Genomic DNA, 23,426 nt, shown 5'->3' on the forward strand with positions numbered 1-23,426 from the left:
GGCTAAATTTATTTTCCCTTAAGGCTAAATATATTTACCCTTAAGGCTAATTATATTTTTCCTTCTTATTATTTCTTCTTCTGCGATTTACGGTTAGCTCTCTGTTGGCGATACTTTGCCTTCTGACGGGCAGAGCCGCTGCCGTGAGCACCCGTAATATACTTCTTCTTCTTGGCTTTGGTCTTCACCTTGTCGTCGTCGTCCTTCTTAGGTCCGCCGCCGCCTTTGAAGACCATACCGCCCATGATAATATCGTCAATATCGCTCATATACCTTTTATATTATATAAATTAATGATGGAAGAGGCGAACGTGAGTAAACGCCATGGCGATGCCGTACTTGTCGCAAGTGTCGATAACATTATCGTCACGGATGCTACCGCCTGCTTCTGCTATGTATTCCACACCGCTCTTGTGAGCACGCTCGATGTTGTCGCCGAATGGGAAGAAAGCATCGCTACCAACGCTCACACCCTTGTTCTGCGCAATCCACGCCTTCTTCTCCTCGCGGGTCAATGGCTCAGGCTTCTCTGTGAAGAACTGCTCCCAAACGCCATCCTGCAATACATCCTCCCACTCGTCAGAGATATAGACGTTGATGGTATTGTCGCGGTCGGCACGGCGAATCTTCTCCTTGAAAGGCAGGTTCATCACCTTTGGACACTGGCGCAACCACCACTCATCAGCCTTGGAACCGGCAAGACGGGTGCAGTGGATACGGCTCTGCTGACCGGCACCGATACCGATGGCCTGACCGTCCTTCACATAGCATACAGAGTTACTCTGGGTATACTTCAAGGTGATGAGCGAGATAATCAGGTCGCGCTTAGCCTCGTCGGTGAAAGTCTTGTTCTTGGTAGGGATATCCTCGAAGAGAGCTGGGTCGTCGAGCTTCACCTCGTTGCGTCCCTGCTCAAAGGTAACACCAAACACCTGCTTGTGCTCAATAGGAGCAGGCACATAGTCAGGGTCAATCTTGATAACGCAGTAAGTACCCTTGCGCTTCTCCTTCAGCACCTCGATAGCCTCAGGAGTATAGCCTGGAGCAATCACGCCGTCGCTCACTTCACGCTTGATGAGCAGGGCTGTAGCCTCGTCGCATACATCGCTCAGGGCAACGAAGTCACCGTAAGAGCACATACGGTCGGCACCGCGTGCACGAGCATAGGCACAAGCCAGCGGAGAGAGCTCAAACTTCACGTCGTCCACGAAGTAGATCTTCTTCAAGGTGTCGCTCAGCGGCAAGCCGATGGCAGCACCGGCAGGAGAAACGTGTTTGAAACTAGCGGCAGCAGGCATACCTGTAGCAGCCTTCAGTTCCTTGACCAATTGCCAAGAGTTGAAAGCATCCAGGAAGTTGATGTAGCCAGGTCGGCCGTTGATAACTTCGATAGGCAGTTCCCTTCCGTCATCCATATAGATGCGCGAAGGCTTCTGATTCGGATTACATCCGTACTTAAGTGCTAATTCTTTCATCTTAATTAAGAAATGTATTTAGAATTTGGTGCAAAATTACAAAAAAAATATGAGAATCCCATTTTTTTTATGGGAAATTCAAAAATAATCTTCCAAACATTACTCCAATTCAAAAATAATATGTATTTTTGCGCCCAGTTAGATAAAAAGAGTTTGTGAATTTGAGAAATTGAAATTTTGAGGAAGGGAAAATCAGAATGAAGAATGATTTGAAAATCCTCGCCGCAGCTTTGGAGAAGAAGCTCGGCAAGGCACACGTTGAACAGGATAAGAAGGAGGAGCCTCATAAGGCGAAAGTGCTGCACAAGGTGTGGGATATTTTGAAAGGAAAGGAGAAACCATCTATTCAGACGCTCAACCGTCTGGCATTGCTTGCCGGCTTCCAGAGCTGGGCAGATTTCCAGGGCGCATTACACGGCACCGACGACGGGCTGGTGAACTATAGCGCCGGGGAATAGATGGAAAAACATAGATTAAAAAGATATTAGGCATTAAAGTGTGGTTTTTATGTAAAGGAAAGGGCATCCAGTCGTGAGACCGGATGCCCTTCTTCTTCTAATTCTAATTTTTAATAGGTAACCAAGAAAATTACTCGGCGCCCTTTGTGATGGTCTTCTTCTCAGCGATACGAGCCTTCTTACCGGTGAGCTTACGCAAGTAATACAACTTAGCGCGACGTACCTTACCGTGCTTGTTCACCTCGATAGAATCGATAGCTGGTGACTCGATAGGGAAGATACGCTCAACACCTACAGTACCAGACATCTTGCGAACAGTGAAACGCTTCTTGTCACCATGACCAGAGATCTTGATAACAACACCACGATAGAGCTGGATACGCTCCTTTGTACCCTCGACGATTTTGTAAGCGACTGTGATAGTATCACCTGCCTTGAACTCAGGGAACTTCTTGCCGGTTGCAAATGCTTCTTCAGCAACTTTAATCAAATCCATTTTTTGTATAAAATTAAAAATTGTTTGTCGTTCCAACGCAACATGGCCGGGTAACACTTCTACCCAGACAACAGCGGTTACGCCGAAAAGCGGGTGCAAAGTTACGACTTTTTCTCGTATCTTGCAAATTTTCAGCCACTTTCTTTCTTTTTTCTCGCAGATTTAACTATTTTTCTTTCTTGTCAGCGTCTTTTCCCACAGATTTCACGGATTTCACAGATTTATTTTGTATTTTTGCACTCCAAAACATTAAGATAACAATAAATATGAAGAAAAAGAACGGTATGAAGGTGGCACTTGCATCAACGGTGATGCTGCTGATGGCAAGTCCTGCTTTTGCTCAGAAATTCAAGGTTGCGAAGGTGGAACGCACTCGCATCCTTATCGACAAACGTTGGGATGCCCAGCCCGATGCTGAGGCGGCTGCGTTCATCGCGCCTTACAAGCACAAGGTGGATAGCATCATGGGGCCTGTGGTGGGCAGCATTGCACACGATATGACGCGCCATCGCCCTGAGAGCGAACTCAGTAACCTGCTCAGCGACATCCTGGTATGGGGTGGCAGCCAGTTTGACGAGAAGCCCGTCTTCTCGGTATATAATATGGGCGGTATCCGAAGCAATCTTGCCAAGGGAAAGATCACCGTGGGCGATGTAAACGATATGGCTCCTTTTGAGAACAAAATCTGTTTCCTCACCCTCAAGGGCGATAAGGTGCTCGAACTCTTTCAGCAGATAGCCCATCGTGGCGGAGAGGGACTGAGCCATGCCGTGAGAATGGTTATCACCAAGGATGGCAAACTGAAGAGTGTCACCCTGAACGGCGAGCCTGTAGATCCAGAGAAGAGCTATCGCATCGCCACCCTCGATTATCTGGCTGAAGGCAACGACCAGATGGTAGCCTTCAAGAGCGGCACCGATGTATTCGCCCCTAAGCAGAAGGAGAATAATGTGCGCTACATCATCATGAACTACTTCCGCGAGATGAAGGCGCAGGGCAAGGTGGTGGAATCCAAGATAGAAGGCAGATGCTCAGTTGATAGTTTATAGTTTACAGTTTATAGTTGATAGTTCTGATGAAACATACATTATTATATATAGGTCTGCTCCTGGCATCTTTCGTGATGCAGCCAGCTACTGTTCAGGCTAAAGCCCAGAAAGAGGCAAAGGTAGTTAAGCAGCTCGTGGTGCTCCATACCAACGACACCCATTCGTGCGTGATGCCCATCAATCCCAATCTTGCCGATACGGCGATGGCAAACCGTGGCGGCTATCTCCGCCGCGTAGCCATGATTAAGCAGGAGCGCAAGGCGAATCCCGACCTGCTGCTCTTCGACAGTGGCGATTTCTCGCAGGGATCCCCTTATTATTCACTCTTCAAGGGCGATGTAGAGGTAGGGTTGATGAACGAGATGAAGTATGATGCCGCCACCATCGGCAACCACGAGTTTGATTTCGGCATCGACAACATGGTTCGCATCTTCAAGATGGCAAAGTTCCCTATCGTCTGCTCCAACTACGATTTCGCGGGCACCGAATTGGCTTCCATCGTGAAGCCTTACGTGGTGCTGAAGCGCAAGGGGCTGAATATAGGCGTCTTCGGACTGGGTCCGGAACTAGCCGGCTTGGTTACCGAAGCCAACTACGGTCCTATCAAATATCTCGACCCCATCGCCAAAGCGAAGGAGATGACGGAGATATTGAAGGAGAAGGAGAAGTGTGATGTCATCATCTGCATCTCCCATCTGGGCTGGAAGATAGATGGCATCGATGATTCCGAGGTAGCCCCAGCCACCCGCGACATTGACCTGATACTGGGTGGTCATAGCCACACCTACTTCAAGCAGCTGGAATATCTGAACAATCTCGATGGCAAGCCAGTGCCTGTAGACCAGAACGGCAAGAGTGCCATCTGGGTAGGCAAGATGACATTGGATATTGTGAAGAATAAATAAAACTTATACAAAGACAAAAAACAAAAAGACTCCCCGAAAAGCACGGGGAGTCTTTTTGTTTTTTTATATCTTATCAGGAAAACTGTTATTCCTTGTTGGAAGAAGCATAGAGTCCGATGCAGGCTCCGAGGAAGCCGCCGCTCTTCTGGGTGCTCAGGTTAGAGGCATCCACGCCCTTGGCAAGCAGCTGCCAGCTGCCGCCTTCCTCGGCATAATAGAAATCATAATATCTGTCGTGACCTTCTACCTTCAGCTTCAGCTTGCCTGCCTTGATAGGGGCTGAGGCGATGGTGACGTTGTTCTTCTCGGCACGGGTCAGGGTAATCATCAGCTTGCCCTTCTTCATGGTCTTGCCCAACACGAAGTTGTGGTCTTCCTTCTGGAGAAGTGCCAAACCTGCTATCTCCTTGTCGTTGCGAGGAGTGAAGTTGATTTCTGTCTCGGCAGAGAAGGTGCCGTGCTGCTGGCGTGCCCAGATGGCAGACATCGGTTCACGCTTGTAGATATTGCCTGGCAGCAGATTCATGTTCAGCTTGCCGTTTTCTACCTTATAGCAATCTGTAAAGTCGCGGAGGAACATCCAGCGTGGGTTCAAATCCTTCAGACCAACACCGTTGTCGGCTGCATCGAAGTTATCCACATAGCTGAAGTTGCCCGAGAAGTCATTCTTTGCGGCTGGCTTCAAACCTGCCTTTTCGCCTACTGTAGAAATAGGTGTGTTCTTGGCGAGAATCTCTGGCCATCCGTTTTTCCATGTTACTGGCAGGAGATAGGTGTCGCGACCTGTGTTGTACATATCTTCCTCGTAAGGGCGGCAAGCCAGGAACACTGCCCACCAGTTGCCCCTGCCATCTTCTACGATGTCGGCATGGCCGGCACTTGATACAGGGTCCTTGCGGTTTGGATCCAAGCCTGTGCGCTGGGTGAGGATAGGGTTGTTAGGGCATTCCTCCCATGGACCCATCGGATTCTTGGCACGCAGGATTACCTCGCTGTGCCATCCGCCCGTACCGCCTTCTGCACACATCAGATAATAGAACTTGCCCTTCTTGAAGAGGTGTGGACCCTCAATCCAGATAGGACGAGCCTCAACATGGGTTCCGCCACGCAGAATCTCCTTGAAGTCGCCCTTGATGCTGTCGCCCTTCACGTCGAATTCGAAGCAGCGGATAGCACGCTGGCCCTCATAGTCGGCACCGCCTACCACCGGACCGTTGTGCACGATATAGCCCTTGCCGTTGTCATCGAAGAAGAAACTAGGGTCGATGCCGTCAATCTTCTTCAGATAGATAGGCTCGCTCCAGCCCTTGGATGGGTCCTTGGACTTGACGAAGAAGTTTCCGGCTCCCACGTTGGTGGTGATCATATAGAAGGTCTTGTTCTTCTTGTTATAGCTGATGGCTGGTGCGAAGATACCGCCTGATACATGCTGTCCCTTCAGAGGCACCTGCGATTGGCGGGTGAGCACATGTCCGGCAGGAGTCCAGTTTACCAAATCCTTGCTGGTAGAGAGAGGCACACCTGGGAAGAAGGTGAAGGATGAGTTCACCAGATAATAGGTGTCGCCCACGCGGCAGAGCGATGGGTCAGGATAGAAACCTGCCAGCACAGGGTTGTAATACTGATGAGTCTTGTCGATGGGCACGTTGAATCGTGCATCGTTGCCTGCATACTTGAAGTAGTCGAACTGAGCGTTCTGCGCCTGAGCTCCGGCAGCAAGCATCATCGAAAGCGATAAGATTGCTAATTTCTTCATTATGTCCGTTAATTTTTAAAGATTATATATTTCAAAGATTATATTTCAAAAGCTGCTGATTTTCTGTTCTTTTGATAAAAACAAAGCAGCGGAAAACCAAGAGGGTGATAAGCCTTTGGATTTTCCGCTGCAAAGTTACTGCTTTCTTTATAATCTTTCTTTTTGAAATGTAACCAAAACTTTTCGCTATGTTTCTTAGCCAGTCTGTATTGTTACATATAATTTTTATCTATCCTTTTTAGAAATGTTTCTACTCCTTTATGGCATTCTGCATGTATTCTCTAGGAGAACAGCCGTAGAGATTCTTGAACATGGTGCTGAAGCTTGCCGAATTGGAGAAACCGCAGATGTACATTACGTCGGTGATGCTCTGCTTGCCATCCTTCAGCAACTTGGCTGCCTGCTGCAGTCGGATGTTGCGGATGAAGCTGTGAGGAGTCTGGTTGGTCAGCTCCTTCATCTTGCGATGCAGGTGCACTCGGCTGATGCCCACCTTCTGGGCTATCATATCGACACTCAGGTCGGAATCACCGATGTTCTCGTTAATCACCTCCATCACGCGCTGCATCAGTGCATCATCTGGAGTCTGAATCTTCCTTTGTTCCACCTTCTCCTCCTGACTCTCTTTGCCCGTAAACTTATTTTTCAGCGTGCGGCGCATGGTGAGCAGGTTGATGATGGTGCGGCGCAGGATGTCCATGTTGAATGGTTTCAGAATGTAGGCATCTGCTCCGGTCTGCAAACCTTCCAGCTGGTCTTCTTCTCGGCTCTTGGCGGTGAGCAGGATGATAGGCACATCGTTGGTATTGATATTTGCCTTCAGCTTGGTGCAGAGGGTGGTTCCGTCCATTTCCGGCATCATCACGTCGCTGATGATGAGGTCTGGCTTGTTCTTCAGAATCTCGTTCAGTGCCACCTTGCCGTTAGGATAGGTGCGTATCTTGAAGTCGCTGGCGAGCTGTGCCTTCAGATAGTCCTGGATATCCTCCTCGTCTTCCACAATCACGATTTCAGCCTTGTTTCCCCTTGCTGAGGCTGGCAGCTTGCTCTGCATATCCGTTGTTATGGCTGCGCTTTCGGATTTTTCGGCATTTTCCGTCTCCTTCACCTCCTGTTCCAGCTGTTTCACCTCGGCAAGTTCCAGGTTCTGTTTTTCCTTCACCTCTTCTTCGTCGATGAGTTCTTCGGGTTTCAGATGGTCCTTGCCCAGCGGAATGCGGATGATGAACTCGCTGCCGTGCTCAAACTTGCTTCCCTTCTCGCCCTCGTTGTTGCGGGCAGAGATGGAGCCGTAGTGCAGTTCCACGAGCGAGCGGGTGAGGTCGAGACCGATGCCTGTGCCTATGTTGCGGTCGTTAGGGTCGGAAGGACTCTGGTAGAAGCGCTGGAAGATGGTTTCCAGCTTATCCTTCGGGATGCCGATGCCGCTGTCCTTGATGCTGATGTAGGCATGGTGGTCGGTGTGGGTGAGCGAGAGGAGGATGTGGCCTGCCGTAGGGGTGAACTTGAAGGCGTTCGAAAGGATGTTGATAATCACCTTGTCGAAGTTGTTTCGGTCTATCCATACGGGCAGTTCTTCGCTGTCATGCTGATATTCGAAGTCGATGTTCTTGGCCAGAGCCTGCTGCTTGAAGAGTTCGTATTCCTCGTTGATGAACGCCACCATATCGGTCTGGCACATGCGCATCATCATCTGTCCCTTGTCTATCTTTCTCAGGTCCATCATCTGGTTGATGAGGTGGAGGATACGTTCCGAGTTCTTTCGGATAATCTCGTAGATGCCCTGACGGTGAGGCTCCTTGTCTTCCTTGATGAGCGAGAGCAGCGGCGTGATGATGAGCGTGAGCGGCGTACGGATTTCATGACTGATGTTCATGAAGAACTTGATCTTCGCCTCGCCCATCTCTTCGGCGTGGATGTGCTGCTGCAGGATGAGCTGGTCTTCCATCTGGTGCTTGCGGTGGCGCAGGTAGAGCATGATGGCTGCTATGAGAAGCAGCAGATAGAAGAGCTTTGCCCAGATGCTGGCATACCAGGCTGGGTGAATGGTGATGGTGAACTCCTTCACCGGTGTTTCGTAGCCGTTGCAGATGGCCTTGATGCGGTATTTGTATCTGCCTGGAGCCATGTGAGAGAAGGCAAGTTCGTTCTGTCCGGCTGGCACGGTGCGCCAGGCATCGCCGTTGATGCTGTACACATAGCTTATCTGCTCCACATCATTATAGGTGAGGGTAGAGAGCTGCAGGGTAAAGGTGTTGTCTTCGTGAGAAAGCTGGAAATCACGGGACAAGGTTGACCAGTTGTCCGTGATGGTATAGCTGCCCGACTTCATGCCCGGAGTCACCATCTTGTTGTTCAAGATGAAACCCGAGATAACTACCTTTGCCTGCCATGGGTGCTGTCTTACTTGGTCTGCCTGGAACCAGTTGAGTCCGCCCGAACCGCCCATCAGGATGGTTTTTCCATCCTGTGTGGTGCATACGGAAGCGTCGCTGAACTCGTTGCTCTGCAGTCCGCTTTCGGCATAGAACTTGGTGATTGTTCCGCTCTTGAGAGCCAGTTTGTTGAGTCCCTTGATGGTTCCTAACCATATATTGCCCTGGTAGTCCTCGGTAATGCTTGCCACGCAGTTGTCGGTGAGTCCGTTGGCTGTGGTATACAGTTTTGGCTTGATGCCTTTCCTGAAGTCGAAGCAGAAGGCTCCATCCTCGGTGCCATACCATACGTGGTCTTTGCTATCTACAAACACGCAGTGCGAAAAACTGTTTTTGTTCAGGCAGTTGATGCCCTTGAAGGTGGAAACCCAGCTGTTTCGCTTGCGGTCGAGGCACGCCAGTCCCACAGAGGTGGCTATATACACGTGGCTGCCATCCTTTGATAAGGCCATCTTGATGAGGTAATCGTTGGGCAGGCTGTTGACCTTGATGTTGTTATCTGCACCATATTTAGCCTTGTAGTTCCTTCGGCTTCCGTCTTTCTGCAGGCAGAAGAGACCTTCGCCCATGGTGGCTATCCAGATGTTGCCCTGTGGGTCTTGCTTGATATCGAAGATGCCCACCGACTTGCTGATGCCCAAATCAACGGGGTGGAAGCTTCCGGCTGCATCCATATAGCCCAGACCGTCGGTATAGGTTCCCACCCAGGTCCTGCCCTGTTGGTCCTTACAGAGGGTGAGCACGGTGTTCTGGTTCAGGAAATGTCCCTCTACGCTGCGGGTTGCTATATTAAATAGGTATAGGCCATCCTTGTCGGTACCCACCCACACCTGGTTGCCCTGGTTGATGCTGAGGCTGGTAACGCAGTTTTCGCCAATCACGTTGCGGTTGCCCAGGCGGAAGCCCATATAGTTGAAGTCGTTCTGTATGTTGCGCTGCATGAACACGCCTTTCTGCAGCATGCTCACCCAGATGTTGCCCTGGTTGTCTTCTATGATGCTGGTTATCTTGCTTTTTGCCAGGTTCACCAGTCGGCTGAAGAGCGGGTTATCCTGCAGGAATCCGGTCTGAGGGTCATATACATAGATGCCCAGTCCGTCGCAGCCGATATAGAGTTTGTTGTTGCGGCTGATATAGATGTTCTCGATGGGCAGGTTTCCGATGTTGCTGATTCGGGTAAAGGCGTTGCTTCCTGCCCTGAGCAGATATACGCCCTGGTTCTTGCTGGCGAGATAGATGTTGCCCAGGGCATCCTGCAGGATATCCTGTGCGCCCACGCCTTCGGTACCGGAAAAGTGGGAGGTGACTCTGCCGTTAGTTTCCTTGCGGTAGAGTTTTCCGTCTTCGGTGATGATCCAGAGTCTGCCCCGTTTGTCTTCCAGGAGTTTGAGGATATATTTCAGTTTTTCCACCTCTCCCTTCATGGCATGGCATTTTTGTTCATCCTGCTTTTTGAGCATGATGCCATAACCGGATGTAGCCACGGCTACGTCTTTATTCTTCAGGGGATATACCTGCTTTACGTAGGTGGCGAGTTCTCCGCCTTTGGAATCGAGCATAGGGATTTTTAGGAATTCGCTTCCCGTAAATTCCAATAGAGAGTTGTTGGTACCTAGCAGGATATGTTCCTTCTCGTCTTGAGCAATGCTATTGATGTAGTTGCTGTTGAGACCTAAAAAATTTGACATATCCTTCTTTATTACGGTGATGTGGTAACCATCGTAGGTGTTCAAACCGTTGCGGGTGGCTATCCAGATGAATCCGCTCTTGTCCTGGAACACCTGCGTGGCGAAGTTACTCGAGAGCTGATTGTCTGTGTTAAAGAGTTTGCCGCTCTGTGCCCATGCCTGGATGGAGAAGAGGCAAATCATCATCGTGATGATTAATTGGTTTATAGTTTTCATGTTTCTTGTTTATATTTAGAGTGTTATTTTTTGGTTGCAAAAGTACGATTTTTAGTTGGAATATCCCAATAATTCTTTCTTTTTTTGATTACAGGAAACAAATAATATGCCTTTTGGCGTTCATTATCGGTTGATGTTACATGACGGAAAGTATATGTTACACGACTAAACTCCTCATAAACTATCGGTTACGCAGGATAAAGCCTGTTTCCCGATTTTTTCATACCTTTGCCCCGTCAAACAGAGCCAATTTTGCATTGGCATTAGGTTAGGTTTATTGTGAAATATGCGAAACAGCAGTTTTTTGAATGATTTTAGTTAGAATGGTTTTAGTTAGTTTAATATAGGTTTATAGCATTTGAGTTCAATTTTAAATGAACATATTATGATTGAAAAGATCATGATTAATTGGTTTTCTAGGAATGGTGCGTAGGGATACGCGCCATTCTCTTTAAAGGTAACTAAGATTGTTTTTCGGGCTTAACAATTAATTGACAATTTGGAAAAGTGATAAAATCTAAAAATAAGATAACATGAACAGAACGAAATTTTTCATGTCCCTGGCTCTTGCGATGTTTGCAATGGTGGGGAATGCGGCTGCCAATCCAGCCCAGACGACTGACGGAAATTTGCCGGCTCTGCGTGTAGAAGGCAAGAATCTGGTTGATGCCAACGGCAAGACCGTGGTGCTGCATGGTGTGATGGATACCCCCAACCGCTACTTCAACGGCTGGCGATGGCAACAGTGGAAGGCTGACTATTCGGAAGCCGACATCAAGCCTTGCCTGGAATATTTCTCCAAGCAGTTTGCTGCCATCACCGACAAGGAGCAGGGCGCTTACTGCACTGTGTTCCGTCTGCACATGGATCCTTGCTGGACCAACGATCCTACGAAGAAGGCAGAGAACGAGGCTGATATCTCGGCATTCAAAATGGCGCGCTATCGCCTCTATCTCCAGAAACTTTATATCCCATTGATCAAGGATGCCATTGCTCATGGGCTTTATGTCATCGTTCGTCCACCGGGAGTCTGTCCTCAGGACATTAGTGTAGGCGATAAGTACAACCGCTACCTGAAGGCAGTGTGGAAGGCCTTTGCTGCCGATGAGTATATCCGGCAGAATTCGGGTATTATCTCTATCGAACTTGCCAACGAGCCGGTGAGGGTTCATCTGAGTGATGGCTCTAATTCGGATAAAGCACTGCATGATTACTTCCAGCCGGTGGTTGACGAGATTCGCGCGCAGGGCTTCAAGGGAATCATCTGGGTGCCGGGTGCGGGCTATCAGAGCCAGTATCAGAATTACGCCAAGCATCCTATCACCGACAGCGAGGATAATTTCTCGTATGCCGTACATGTATATTCCGGCTGGTATGGCAACATGACCGACAAGAATTGCAATCACGATACCTTTATCCGCAACTTCAAGAGTCAGGTGCCGATGGTAGAGACAAAGCCTATCATGGTAACGGAGATAGACTGGAGTCCGGAAGACCCTGACAAGGCGAACGAAGGCCACTACAACGAATGGGGCCAGTGGACTCAGCCTAACCTGGGCAGCTGGGCAACGGCATCCACCTCGAAATGGGGAATGGCATGGAAGGCAGTTCACGACCATTTCGGCAACATCGGTATGACCATCACCCATCCGCAGGAGTATTACGACATAGACGAGTATCTGAAGACGGGCAAGGTGATTCCGGGCTTCCAGAATGCCAAGAAGCACAATCTCTTTGAAGAGTGCTGCGGCTATGCCTGCATGAACTGGTACAAGGAATGGTACATGAAACAGACGGATACGGGAATTGAGCAGAAAGTGAACGATGCTGAGGTTGTCGCCACCTATTATTATAATATAGCTGGTGTAAAAGTGAATAAACCTGAAAAAGGTATTTATGTAGTAAAACAATTGTTAAAGGACGGAAAAGCCCGTTCTTACAAAGTATGTTATTAACGGCAAAGTATCTGTTACAAGAGACAAAGTGCATCTGAACTGAAATAAGTATCTTTGCACCCGTGAAACTGAAAAAATAACGTGAACATAAAATATTAAGCATAAATCAAAAATGAATAGAACATGATTGAACAAGTCTTAACAATGAAACGGACAGCAGCCTTATGCTTGGTGGGAGCTTTCTGTAGCCTGAATGCTCAGGCGCAGAAGATCCAGGTCAAGGGTAATCTTGTTGACGGTACAGGTGAGCCTCTGATAGGTGCCACTGTAAAGGTAAAGGGAAATGCCGGTGTCGGTGCTGTCACCGACTTAGATGGTAATTTCAGCATCAGTGTTCCTTCAGAGAATTCTACCCTCGTATTTACATACGTAGGTATGAAGACCAAGGAAGTAAAGATTGGTAAGAAGAGAGAGTTCAAACTTACCCTCGAAGATGACAACGCCATCGGCGAAGTGGTAGTCGTTGGTTATGGTCAGCAGAAGAAAGCTTCTGTGGTGGGTGCCATTACCCAGACTACAGGTAAGGTGTTGGAGCGTGCCGCCGGTATCAGCGACATCGGTGCAGCCCTGACAGGTAACCTTCCGGGTGTTGTTACTACTGCATCTAGCGGTATGCCGGGTGAGGAGGAACCACAGATTGTGATTCGTGGTACTTCTTCTTGGAACAACTCTTCTCCTCTCGTCCTCGTGGATGGTATCGAGCGTCCTATGTCGAGCGTGGATATGCAGTCTGTTGCCACTATCTCTGTATTGAAGGATGCATCTGCCACTGCCGTTTATGGTGTGAAGGGTGCCAATGGTGTTATCTTGATTACTACCAAACGTGGTTCCGAAGGTAAGGCGCAGATTAGTGTTACTGCCAATGCCGTGATGAAGATTCCTTCTAAGCTCCCTGATAAATATGATTCATACGATGCGCTGAGAGCTAGAAATACAGCCATCGAGCATGAGTTGAACATCTCTCCTGGTAGTTTTGACAAGATGAAACCAATGAGCTTCATCGAGAACTATCGCAACCAGGCTACCTTGGAGCAGCAGGAGCGTTATCCTAATGTGGATTGGCAGAAGTATTTGTTCAAGGACTATACAATGTCTTACAATGCCAATGTCAATGTAGCAGGTGGTACCAAGTTTGTGAAGTATTTCGCTGGTGTTGACTTTGTGTCAGAGGGTGACCTTTACAGGGATTTCGGTAATGGACGTAATTATAACACAGGTTATAGCTACAATCGTGTGAACGTTCGTTCTAACCTCGACTTTAGCATCACCAAGTCTACGGTGTTCAAGGTTAACCTCGCTGGTTCCAATGGTGTGCGCAAGGCTCCTTGGGTAAATAGTAGCGACGGCTATAGCGATTGGCAAGTCAGCCAGCAGTGGTCTGGAGCCTATAATATCTCTCCAGATGCTTTCTTGCCAAGATACAGCGATGGATCTTGGGGATATTTGCCAGGTTCTACTAATGTAACTAACTCTGCTCAGCAGGTGGCTCTTGGCGGTACGATGAATTCTACGACCACTCGTATCACTACCGACTTCGTGTTGGAGCAGAAACTTGACTTCATTACCAAGGGACTTTCTGCTCGTGGTATGATTTCTTGGGACAATACCTTTGTTGAGAAGAATCGTGGTATCGATGATATGAACCATGATCCACAGCTCAAATGGATTGATCCAGAGACCGGTGCTGTATCTTATAAGAAAGCATACGAGGATTATGATAAGTTCGATTATACGGTAGGTAACAAGTGGACCACCAAAGGTGGTGAGGTTAACAACTGGGCTACTCAGCGCAACCTCAACTATCAGGCTCAGCTCAACTGGGCTCGCACATTTGGCAAACACAGTATTTCTGCCATGGGTCTTTTCGGACGTCAGGAGTATGCTACGGGACCTATGATTCCTTCTTATCGTGAGGACTGGGTGTTCCGTACCACATACGATTGGAACTCTCGTTACTTCTTCGAGTACAATGGTGCTTACAATGGTTCTGAGAAGTTCTCTTCCGACAACCGATTCGCATTCTTCAGTTCTGGTGCGCTGGGATGGATGATCTCAGAGGAACCATTCATGAAGTATCTTCGTGAGCATAAGATTGTGGATATGATGAAGCTTCGTGCTTCATACGGTGAGATAGGTGATGACAACGTAGGCGACCGCTTCCTCTATATGAGCCAGTGGGCATACGGTGGCAAGACCTTTATGGGTAACACAGATAGTGACAAGGAGTCTATCTATACTTGGTACCGTGAGTCATCCGTAGGTAATCCTAATGTACACTGGGAGAAAGTGAAGAAGGTAAACTTCGGTCTTGACTATGGCTTCTTGGGCGGCTTGATTACTGGTGCCGTGGATTTCTTCCATGATACTCGTACCGACATTTTGGTTTTAGGCAATTCTCGCTCTATGCCATCTTATTTTGGTCAGACAGCTCCAGCTGCCAACTTGGGTAAGGTGACTACCAGTGGTTATGAGTTAGAAGTGAAGTTCAATAAGGTATTTGCCAACCAGATGCGTCTTTGGGCTAACTTCAACATGACCCATGCTACCAATGAGATCAAGATTAAGGATGATGCAGCATTGCTTCCTTCTTATCGCAAGCAGGCAGGTCACTCTATCGGTCAGACCTATACTTATCTGGACAAGGGTTTCATCCAGAACTATGATGAACTCTATGGCTCACCAAAGATGGATTCAAATGATGGCAATCGCCTTCCAGGTGACTACTATATCGTAGACTTCAATGGAGATGGTAAGGTAGATAATGTGAACGATATTGTGCCTTACGGCTATACAAGCAGTCCACAGAATACATACAATGCCACTATCGGTTTCGAGTATAAGGGCTTCAGTTGTTTCGCACAGTTCTATGGTGTAACCAATGTAACTCGTGATGTAACGATGATCAGCCTTGTTGATCCTATGTTGGCTAACGTTTACAACCAAGGTACATGGTGGAGCGATGATCACATTAATGCAGATGTGTTAACACCTCGCTATAATTCCAAGCCAATGAGCAATTCGGCTTACTATGGCACACAGTATCTCTGTGATGGTTCATATATTCGTCTGAAGAACGTGGAGATTGCTTATACATGGAATGGTGGATGGATCAAAAAACTGGGTCTGAACAATCTCAAGGTCTATGTAAGTGGTAACAACCTCTGGCTTTGGACCAGACTGCCAGACGACCGTGAGTCAAACTTCTCAAGTAATGGTGGTGCCTATGGTGCTTATCCTACCATGAAGCGTGTGAACTTCGGTGTCAAGTTTAATATTTAAACAAGCATAAATAAAATGAAACAAAATATAGTAAAACTTTTTTGTGCGCTGAGTCTCATGGGTGGATTCGCTTCTTGTACAGATTATCTGGACAAGAGTCCTGATTCTACCGTGAGTGCTGACCAGGCGTTCAAGAACTTCACCAATTTCCAGGGTTATGTAGAGGAAATGTACAACTGTATCCCTAACAAGGAGTCAAACGGATGGTGTACTACTTTTAACTGGGGTGAAGATGAAATTATGAATACAGGTTTGGGTGATAGCCATGTAACAGCCCATTTTGATTTGGGAGACTATCGTAACTGGTACACCAATAACCAGAGTTTCTTGTTCCGACCAAAGAGTGGTGATCCAGGTACCTTTCTAGACCCAACTTCTACCAACAAGTTTGCACATTCTTTGGAGCATGCATGGTATTGCATTCGTAAGTGTAATCTAGGTCTTGCGAATCTGGACAAGATGACAGACTGTACTCAGGAAGAGAAGAACATCATCAAGGGTCAATTGCTCTTCTTCCGTGCTTGGTGGCATGAGGAGATGATGGAATTCTTTGGTGGTATGCCATACGTAGATACCGTATTGGATGGTAGCCAGACATTGACATTGCCTCGTCTCTCTTTCCAAGAGTGTGCTAAGAGATGTGCTGAAGACTTTAGAGCTGCAGCCGATCTTCTGCCAAACGATTGGGATAAGACCACAACTGGTAAGAAAACATTAGGCAAAAACGACCTTCGCATCACCAAGGTTTGTGCCTTAGGCTATATGGGCAAGGTGCTTCTTTGGGCTGCTTCTCCATTGAATAACCTTGGTGCAGAGTTAGGTGCTTCTAAGAATGGCGATACCTATAAGTATAATGTAGAGTTGGCTGCTCAGGCTGCCGATGCTTTGGGTGAGGCTCTTTCTGAGGTAAACTCAGGAAAGACTCCTTATGCTTTGGCTGAGTATAAATATTCTAATATTTATGATCATGAGGCTGCCGATGGTTCTTCTTCCAACTTCTCTGACATCTTCCGTACAACAGGACAGGGTTGGAAACAGCCTGGTTCTACCGAGGCCATCCTGCGTGCTCCTTATATTGGTGCGAATGGTTCTAACTGGAACTTTACCAAGCTTTGGGGTATCAAGATGAATGGTATTGTGGAGCATGATGCTTTGATTCATCAGCCTACCGCCAACTATGTTAATTATTATGGTATGGCAAATGGTCTTCCATTGGATGACCCAGAGTCTGGTTTCGATCCAAAGCATCCGTTCAAGAATCGTGATCCACGTTTCTATCACGACATCGTGTTTGATGGATTCCAATACATCAATACAACGATTGCCAAGGAGGATCCTGATTATCAGTTCAAGTATGTTCAGATGTATTCTGGCAGTAATTTGCGCAGTTCTTCTGCTAATGGTTGCCGTACTGGTTATTACTGCCAGAAGTTGGTTCCTCATCAGGCTAACAAATATGATGGTATGTACAACTGGGGTGGTGCTTTGCAGTGCGATTTGCCTTATATGCGTCTTGCCGACATCTACTTGATGTATGCTGAGGCTGGTGCAGCCGCTCAGGGTGCAACCTATAAGAGCAGCAAATGTAATCTGACAGCAGAAGATGCCATCAATGTACTTCGTGATCGTGTAGAGGCAGGTCATGTGGCTGCTAAATTTGCTGCTGATCAGCATAAGTTTATGGACGAGGTTCGTCGTGAGCGTGCCGTTGAGCTGGCTTTCGAGGGCTTCCGTTGGAACGACTTGCAGCGTTGGTTGCTCCTTACCGAATATCCTTACAACATCAAGACTTCACAGGAGTTTAAGCGTGTAGGCGATTATGACTTCACCAAGAACGACCCACGTGACGCTGAGGTAACAGGATGGAGTGAGAAGACCATCGTAACTCGTGATTTCACAGAGAAGCATTATCTCTTGCCACTCAAGGAAGACGATGTCTACTTGTATCCAGAGTTCGGACAGAATCCAGGATGGTAATTCGTCAGCTTAGTGTTTTTCTAAAACATAAACTTCGAAATAATCATATCATATATGAAAAGTAATAAGAAAACAATATACTCTGCCTTGACAGTAGTGACGGCTCTACTTGCCCAGTTGCCAGCAACTGCACAGGAGACTGCTGACAGCGCAATGGTCAACGTAGCCTTTAAGAAGGCTCAGAAGAGTGACGTGCTTGGTGGTGTCAGCACCGTCGATGTCAGAGAATTGACAGAGAAAAACTATAATACCTATAGCCTTGACAATATGCAAGGCTATGTGTCAGGTTACAATGGCAACGGCATGTGGGGATATTCTAACGCACTTGTCCTCATTGATGGTGTGCCACGTGAGGCAAGCAACGTAACCCCTGCCGAGATAGAGAGCATCTCTTTCCTCAAGGGTGCACAGGCTTCTGTGCTTTATGGCAGCCGTGCTGCCAATGGTGTAATCATGATTACCACCAAGCGTGGTCGAGTAAGCGATGGCTTGAAGGTAAAGGTGAATGCCAATACGGGTTGGAATGTGGCTAAGGCTTATCCTGAGTATCTCGGTTCTGCCGAGTACATGAGCCTTTACAACGAGGCTTTCCTCAACGATGGAGGTAATCCAAACAACTTGCCATACAGCCCAGAGAGCATCTATAATTATGCTTCTGGTCAGAACCCTTATCGCTACCCTAGCGTAGATTTCTATTCTTCTGATTATATCAAGAAGGCTTTCAATCGCTCTGAGGTGTCTGCAGAGATAGAAGGTGGTAACCAGCGTGCGCGCTTCTATGCCAATATCAGTTATAACCGTGCAGGCGACAACTTGAACTTTGGTGAGGCTAAGAATGACTATACCGATCGCTTTAACGTGAGAGGTAACGTGGACATCGAGTTGAGCAAAACCATCAGTGCATACGTCAATGCCAATGCTACCTATTATAGCTCTAAGTCTGCCAACAATAGTTATAAGTATTGGGAGTTGGCTCGTACCTTCCGTCCTAACCGTGTGGCTCCGCTGATTCCTGTCGATATGATAGATCCGAATGCCAAGTCTGCCTTGACCATGATCGGTGCTACAAGCAACCTCATTGATGGCAAGTATTTCTTGGGTGGAACCAACTTGGACCAGAGCAATGTCTTTGGTGATATCTATGCTTCTGGTACCAATGTATATCATAGCCGTCAGTTCCAGTTTGATGTAGGTCTTAATTTCGACCTTTCTTCTGTACTCAAGGGCTTGAGCTTCCACACCATGGTGGCTATCGACTATGCTACGCTCTACACCACATCATTTAATAATACTTACGCTACATTCCAGCCAACATGGGCTAACTATAATGGCAAGGATGTTATCGTAGGTCTTAACAACAATGGTACAGTGGATAAAAAGTCGGGTGTGCAGAACATCTCTGGCTCTGCCGATAATCAGACTATCGCTTTCAATGCTCACTTCGATTACGACCGCACCTTCAATGATGTGCACAATGTAAGTGCTATGTTGGTGGCTAATGGTTATCAGCAGACTAAGTCGGGTGAGTATCATAAGACCAGCAATGCCAACATGGGCTTGCAGCTCTCTTACAACTACGACCATAAGTACTATGCCGACTTTGCGTTGGCTACACCATGGTCAGCCAAGTTGCCTTCTGCCAAGCGTTTGGGCTTGTCTCCATCCGCTACATTGGGTTGGCGCTTGTCTAAGGAGAAGTTCATGGAGAATTCTTTCTTCGATGACTTGACACTCAGCGCAAGCTACACCGATATGAAGACCGACCTGGGTATTGATAATTACTACATGTACTTGGGCACCTATCAGAATGGTGGCTGGTGGGACTGGAATGGTGGTTCTGGCCATCCAGCAGTTCAGGCTAAGCGAGGTGGAAATGATGACTTCAACTACTTGCATCGCAAGGAATTCTCGGTCAATCTGCATGCAGAGGTGCTCGATAAGTCTTTGAGTTTTGATGCATCTTACTTCCTCTCTAAACTGACCAATGGTATCATCCAGGCTCGCAATCAGATGCCAAGCTATTTGTTTAGCTATTATCCAGAGTCTTCATTCGTACCATATATGAACTACAATGAGGATAAGCGTACAGGTTTTGACTTGGGTGTGAACTACAAGAAGCAGATTGGCGAGTTTGGTGTTGGTGTCGGTGCTAACTTGACTTACTACACCACCAAGGCAACCAAGCGTGATGACTCACAGTATGCTGATGCTTATCAGTATCGTCAGGGACAACCTCTGGATGCCATCTGGGGTTATGAGTGCGAAGGCTTCTTCAAGGATGATGACGATATCGCAAATTCTCCTAAGCAGATTATCGGTGGTACCATCCGTCCTGGTGACTTGAAGTACAAGGACCAGAATGGTGATAACGTTATCGATAGCAAGGACCAAGTTTACTTGGGCAAGGGAGGCTGGTATGGTACTCCTACCACACTCGGTATCAACGTAACATTGAAGTACAAGAACTTCACGCTCTTCTTGCTCGGTACAGGCAACTTCGGTGCCAAGGCAGTGAAGAACTCTACCTACTACTGGGTGGGCGGTGACGCTAAGTACACAGCAGAAATGCGTGGCAGATGGACTCCAGAGACAGCAGCTACTGCTACCTATCCACGTCTGACAACAGAGGCTGGTACAAACAACTACCAGACATCAGACTTCTGGATGTACTCTACAGACCGCTTCGACCTGCAGAAGGTACAGCTTACATACGACTTCCCTAAGTCAATGTTCATGAAGAGCTTCGTTCGTGGTCTCCAACTCTTTGTAAATGGTAACAGCTTGCTGACCATCGCCAAGGAGCGCAAGATACTGGAGATGAATGTTAACAATTCAGGTGCAGCACCTTTGAATCGCTTCTATAGCATCGGTGCTAAGGTATCATTCTAAGATTTATAAAAAGAATAAAATTATGAAATTATCAAGATTATTATTGATAAGTGCAGTCGCAATCTCACTCACATCTTGTGATGACTTGTTTGAACCTGCCTTGGAAAATAACCAAGATATCAGCCAGATGTACAAGGATCCACAGTTTGCTCGTGGCATTCTTGACAATGCTTACTTGGCTTTGCCATATAGCACTACTCCATCTACCGATGTGGCTACCGATGATGCTGTCACCAACGACAACTCTGGCGACCTCTTCAATTACAGAAAGATGGCTACAGGTTCTTGGGCTGCAAATATGAACCCTGTATCACAGTGGGATGGTCGTTATCACGCCATCCAGTACTGTAACTTGATGTTGGAGAACTGTGATAAGGTGGAGTGGTCTTACTCTAGTAAGGTGCTCAATAAGATGTATGCCGACAACTATAAGGGCAATGCCTATGCACTGCGTGGCTTGCACCTCTTCTACCTGCTCCGTGCACATGCCGGAATGGTAGATGGACAGTTGATGGGTGTGCCTCTCCATCTCGCATCAGAGACTTCTTCATCTGATTTCAATCTGCCTCGTAATACCTTCAAGGAGTGCATCGACCAGATTATTTCCGACTTTGACGAGGCTTTGAAGTATCTCCCAGAGCAGTATGGTGATGTGGATGAGGACAAGGTTCCTGCCAAGTATGCACAGGAAGGTGCTTCTAATGCAGAGTATAACCGTGCCTTTGGTTCTATCCATCGTGGTAAGATTGATGGCAGAATCATCTCTGCCTTCAAGGCTCAGGTTGCCATCATGGCTGCTTCTCCAGCCTACGCTTCTGCTGGGACTTTCACATACGAGGATGCAGCCAAGCTTGCTGCTGACTGTTTGAATAAGTTTGGTGGCTTGACAGCTTGTGACCCTGATGGATGGAAGTGGTTCAACAATAAGAGCGTAATCGATAAGTTGGGTGCTACTACAGATAATCCTAAGGAGATTATTTGGCGTGGTGCCATTGACGAGAACAACTCATTGGAAGGCGACAACTATCCTCCTTCTCTCTATGGTAAGGGTCGTATCAACCCAACCCAGAACTTAGTGGATGCTTTCCCTATGGCTAATGGTTATCCTATCTCTGATGCCAACTCTGAGTATAATGCCAATGATCCATTCGCCAACCGTGACCCTCGTTTGAAGGCTTACATCCTGGTAAATGGCGATAAGATGGGGTCTACTGATGGTGTGGTTAACTCAGCAGCTGACTCTAAGACCACTGATGGTCTGAACAAGGAGAATGGTAAGTCAACCAAGACGGGTTACTATCTCCGTAAGTTGCTCCGCTCAGACATCAACCTCAACCCTAACTCAACCACCAAGCAGAAGCACTTGAACGCTCGCATTCGTTCTACCGAGATTTTGCTTGACTATGCAGAGGCTGCCAATGAGGCTCAGGGACCAAAGGCTAATGTAGGTGGAGCCAACTATTCTGCTTACGATGTCATCAAGGCTATCCGTGAGCGTGCAGGCATTGGTGAGTTTGGTGAAGACCCATACTTGGAAGAGTGCGCACAGAGCAAGGAGAAAATGCGTGAGTTGATTCGCAATGAGCGTCGCCTGGAACTCTGCTTCGAGAATCATCGTTTCTGGGACTTGCGTCGCTGGAAGGCTAATCTCAATGAGGCTGCCAAGGGTATCAACATCACAACAGACGAGGCAACTGGTGCTTTCGTCTATAAGACCTTCGATGCAGAGGAGCGTAAGTATGATGACTATATGTTCTATGGTCCTATTCCTTACTCTGAGATTTTGAAGTATAGCAATCTCAAGCAGAACGAGGGATGGAAATAATAAACGACTAATATAAAAACGACTAATGATTATGAAACGTTATATCAAAATGGTAGCTGTCCTCTTGGGACTGATGGCTTCTTTCACCGCATGTGAGAATGGAGACCAGTCTTTCGATGATTACGAGGGCGGAACTACAGCTTACTTTGCTTATCAGTCACCAGTAAGAACTATCGTGCTGGGTGATGATGAGTACGATACAACATTGGACAAGGCGCACAAGTGCAAAATCTTGGCTACCTTCGGAGGCTCATACAATGGCAGAAAAGCTGCGGTTAATGTTGCCGTTGACAACAGCTTGTGTGATCACTTGACATTTGCCGATGGAACTCCTGTGAAGGCTATGCCTGCTGAGTATTATCAGCTCGCAACCACTACTTTCAATTTCAATGGTGGTATGTGGGGCGGTACAGAGGTACAGCTTACAGATGCTTTCTTCAATGATCCTGAAGCTGTCAAGAATACATACGTGATTCCTTTGGTCATGCAGAATCAGACAGGTTTCGATAGAATCGCTACCGGTACTTTGAAGGAGGGAAGAGAAGGCTCTCGTACCAATGCTTCTGTTTGGGAGAAAGCTCCTCTGGATTATGTGATGTATTGTGTGAAGTTCCAGAACAAGTATAGTGGCTGGTGGTTGACCAATCATAATACAAGCACTGACAACATCGAGAAGGCTTCACAAGTTCAGATTACCACTCGCAGCTTGAACAGCTCTGTTTATTCTGTAGAGTTCCAGGAAGGTGACAAAATCTTGAAGGCTGACCTCTTGCTTACATTCGATGCCAATGAGAAGTGTACCATCACTTCATTGACAGATGGTGTTACTGCTACGGGTTCTGGTTCATGGGCTGACGATGCTTTGTTGTCTTGGAACAACAAGAATCGTGACTTGATGGAGCTGAATGCTGAGATTACTTTCGCCGGTGGCGTAAAGAAGAATCTCAACGAGAAACTCGTTTGGTGGCGTAGTGGAGTAACCAAGGAGGAATTCTCATTTACCTATAATAATTAATTATCGTA

General features: G+C 47.3%; 14 protein-coding genes. 9 read left to right on the plus strand and 5 right to left on the minus strand.

Translation table 11 applies throughout. The annotated features are described in order from the left end of the window. Window positions 1-68: 68 nt before the first annotated feature. Together KUA49_RS16460 and KUA49_RS16465 are read right to left on the minus strand one after the other, a co-directional pair. Window positions 69-269 carry a hypothetical protein gene (locus KUA49_RS16460; protein WP_006848784.1) on the minus strand — a complete coding sequence of 67 codons (201 nt, stop codon included), beginning with the start codon at window positions 267-269 and terminating at the stop codon, window positions 69-71. Between the two features lie 21 nt (window positions 270-290). After that, complete coding sequence (locus KUA49_RS16465) at window positions 291-1,475, minus strand: phosphoribosylaminoimidazolecarboxamide formyltransferase (RefSeq protein ID WP_203040775.1); 1,185 nt, start codon at window positions 1,473-1,475, stop codon at window positions 291-293. Between the two features lie 197 nt (window positions 1,476-1,672). Here KUA49_RS16465 and KUA49_RS16470 point away from each other — a divergent pair, with 197 nt between their 5' ends. Then, complete coding sequence (locus tag KUA49_RS16470) at window positions 1,673-1,933, plus strand: hypothetical protein (protein ID WP_218411782.1); 261 nt, start codon at window positions 1,673-1,675, stop codon at window positions 1,931-1,933. Between the two features lie 130 nt (window positions 1,934-2,063). On the opposite strand, the gene rplS is transcribed toward KUA49_RS16470, so the two are convergent. Further along, window positions 2,064-2,429: a 50S ribosomal protein L19 gene (rplS, locus tag KUA49_RS16475; RefSeq protein WP_203040777.1), complete on the minus strand. Its 366-nt coding sequence runs from the start codon at window positions 2,427-2,429 to the stop codon at window positions 2,064-2,066. A 311-nt stretch (window positions 2,430-2,740) separates the two neighbouring features. On the opposite strand from rplS, the gene KUA49_RS16480 reads away from it, so the two are divergent. Both KUA49_RS16480 and KUA49_RS16485 read left to right on the plus strand, forming a co-directional pair. Continuing rightward, window positions 2,741-3,478, plus strand: coding sequence for a 5'-nucleotidase C-terminal domain-containing protein (locus tag KUA49_RS16480; protein ID WP_218411798.1), 738 nt, complete (start codon window positions 2,741-2,743; stop codon window positions 3,476-3,478). Between the two features lie 74 nt (window positions 3,479-3,552). Beyond that, window positions 3,553-4,383, plus strand: a complete 831-nt coding sequence (locus tag KUA49_RS16485) for a bifunctional metallophosphatase/5'-nucleotidase (RefSeq protein ID WP_256624757.1) — start codon at window positions 3,553-3,555, stop codon at window positions 4,381-4,383. A gap of 85 nt (window positions 4,384-4,468) precedes the next feature. Here the strand turns inward: KUA49_RS16485 and KUA49_RS16490 are convergent, their stop codons facing one another. Next, window positions 4,469-6,139, minus strand: a complete 1,671-nt coding sequence (locus tag KUA49_RS16490) for a glycoside hydrolase family 43 protein (RefSeq protein ID WP_218411784.1) — start codon at window positions 6,137-6,139, stop codon at window positions 4,469-4,471. A gap of 250 nt (window positions 6,140-6,389) precedes the next feature. After that, complete coding sequence (locus KUA49_RS16495; protein ID WP_218411785.1) at window positions 6,390-10,478, minus strand: two-component regulator propeller domain-containing protein; 4,089 nt, start codon at window positions 10,476-10,478, stop codon at window positions 6,390-6,392. Between the two features lie 533 nt (window positions 10,479-11,011). On the opposite strand from KUA49_RS16495, the gene KUA49_RS16500 reads away from it, so the two are divergent. The 6 genes from KUA49_RS16500 to KUA49_RS16525 all read left to right on the plus strand — a co-directional run bounded on the left by KUA49_RS16500 (window position 11,012) and on the right by KUA49_RS16525 (window position 23,418). Further along, window positions 11,012-12,433, plus strand: a complete 1,422-nt coding sequence (locus KUA49_RS16500; RefSeq protein ID WP_218411786.1) for a cellulase family glycosylhydrolase — start codon at window positions 11,012-11,014, stop codon at window positions 12,431-12,433. 123 nt (window positions 12,434-12,556) lie between these two features. Further along, window positions 12,557-15,712 carry a SusC/RagA family TonB-linked outer membrane protein gene (locus tag KUA49_RS16505; protein WP_218411787.1) on the plus strand — a complete coding sequence of 1,052 codons (3,156 nt, stop codon included), beginning with the start codon at window positions 12,557-12,559 and terminating at the stop codon, window positions 15,710-15,712. A gap of 15 nt (window positions 15,713-15,727) precedes the next feature. After that, window positions 15,728-17,689 carry a RagB/SusD family nutrient uptake outer membrane protein gene (locus tag KUA49_RS16510; protein WP_218411788.1) on the plus strand — a complete coding sequence of 654 codons (1,962 nt, stop codon included), beginning with the start codon at window positions 15,728-15,730 and terminating at the stop codon, window positions 17,687-17,689. Between the two features lie 54 nt (window positions 17,690-17,743). Continuing rightward, entirely contained in the window at window positions 17,744-20,578 is a 2,835-nt protein-coding gene (locus KUA49_RS16515; RefSeq protein ID WP_218411789.1) for a SusC/RagA family TonB-linked outer membrane protein, read from the plus strand. A 22-nt stretch (window positions 20,579-20,600) separates the two neighbouring features. Further along, a complete protein-coding gene (locus KUA49_RS16520) occupies window positions 20,601-22,403 on the plus strand; it encodes a RagB/SusD family nutrient uptake outer membrane protein (protein ID WP_218411790.1) in 1,803 nt (600 codons plus the stop codon). Between the two features lie 31 nt (window positions 22,404-22,434). Then, a complete protein-coding gene (locus tag KUA49_RS16525; protein WP_218411791.1) occupies window positions 22,435-23,418 on the plus strand; it encodes a DUF5627 domain-containing protein in 984 nt (327 codons plus the stop codon). Window positions 23,419-23,426: the final 8 nt, after the last annotated feature.

It is taken from the genome of Segatella copri, from assembly GCF_019249655.2.
Lineage (GTDB): Bacteria > Bacteroidota > Bacteroidia > Bacteroidales > Bacteroidaceae > Prevotella.

Bases quoted from the DNA above. Each gene is read 5' to 3' on its own strand.
- KUA49_RS16460 (WP_006848784.1), bottom strand. From the start codon at position 269: ATGAGCGATATTGACGATATTATCATGGGCGGTATGGTCTTCAAAGGC.
- KUA49_RS16465 (WP_203040775.1), bottom strand. From the start codon at position 1,475: ATGAAAGAATTAGCACTTAAGTACGGATGTAATCCGAATCAGAAGCCT.
- KUA49_RS16470 (WP_218411782.1), top strand. From the start codon at position 1,673: ATGAAGAATGATTTGAAAATCCTCGCCGCAGCTTTGGAGAAGAAGCTC.
- rplS (WP_203040777.1), bottom strand. From the start codon at position 2,429: ATGGATTTGATTAAAGTTGCTGAAGAAGCATTTGCAACCGGCAAGAAG.
- KUA49_RS16480 (WP_218411798.1), top strand. From the start codon at position 2,741: ATGCTGCTGATGGCAAGTCCTGCTTTTGCTCAGAAATTCAAGGTTGCG.
- KUA49_RS16485 (WP_256624757.1), top strand. From the start codon at position 3,553: ATGCAGCCAGCTACTGTTCAGGCTAAAGCCCAGAAAGAGGCAAAGGTA.
- KUA49_RS16490 (WP_218411784.1), bottom strand. From the start codon at position 6,139: ATGAAGAAATTAGCAATCTTATCGCTTTCGATGATGCTTGCTGCCGGA.
- KUA49_RS16495 (WP_218411785.1), bottom strand. From the start codon at position 10,478: ATGAAAACTATAAACCAATTAATCATCACGATGATGATTTGCCTCTTC.
- KUA49_RS16500 (WP_218411786.1), top strand. From the start codon at position 11,012: ATGAACAGAACGAAATTTTTCATGTCCCTGGCTCTTGCGATGTTTGCA.
- KUA49_RS16505 (WP_218411787.1), top strand. From the start codon at position 12,557: ATGATTGAACAAGTCTTAACAATGAAACGGACAGCAGCCTTATGCTTG.
- KUA49_RS16510 (WP_218411788.1), top strand. From the start codon at position 15,728: ATGAAACAAAATATAGTAAAACTTTTTTGTGCGCTGAGTCTCATGGGT.
- KUA49_RS16515 (WP_218411789.1), top strand. From the start codon at position 17,744: ATGAAAAGTAATAAGAAAACAATATACTCTGCCTTGACAGTAGTGACG.
- KUA49_RS16520 (WP_218411790.1), top strand. From the start codon at position 20,601: ATGAAATTATCAAGATTATTATTGATAAGTGCAGTCGCAATCTCACTC.
- KUA49_RS16525 (WP_218411791.1), top strand. From the start codon at position 22,435: ATGAAACGTTATATCAAAATGGTAGCTGTCCTCTTGGGACTGATGGCT.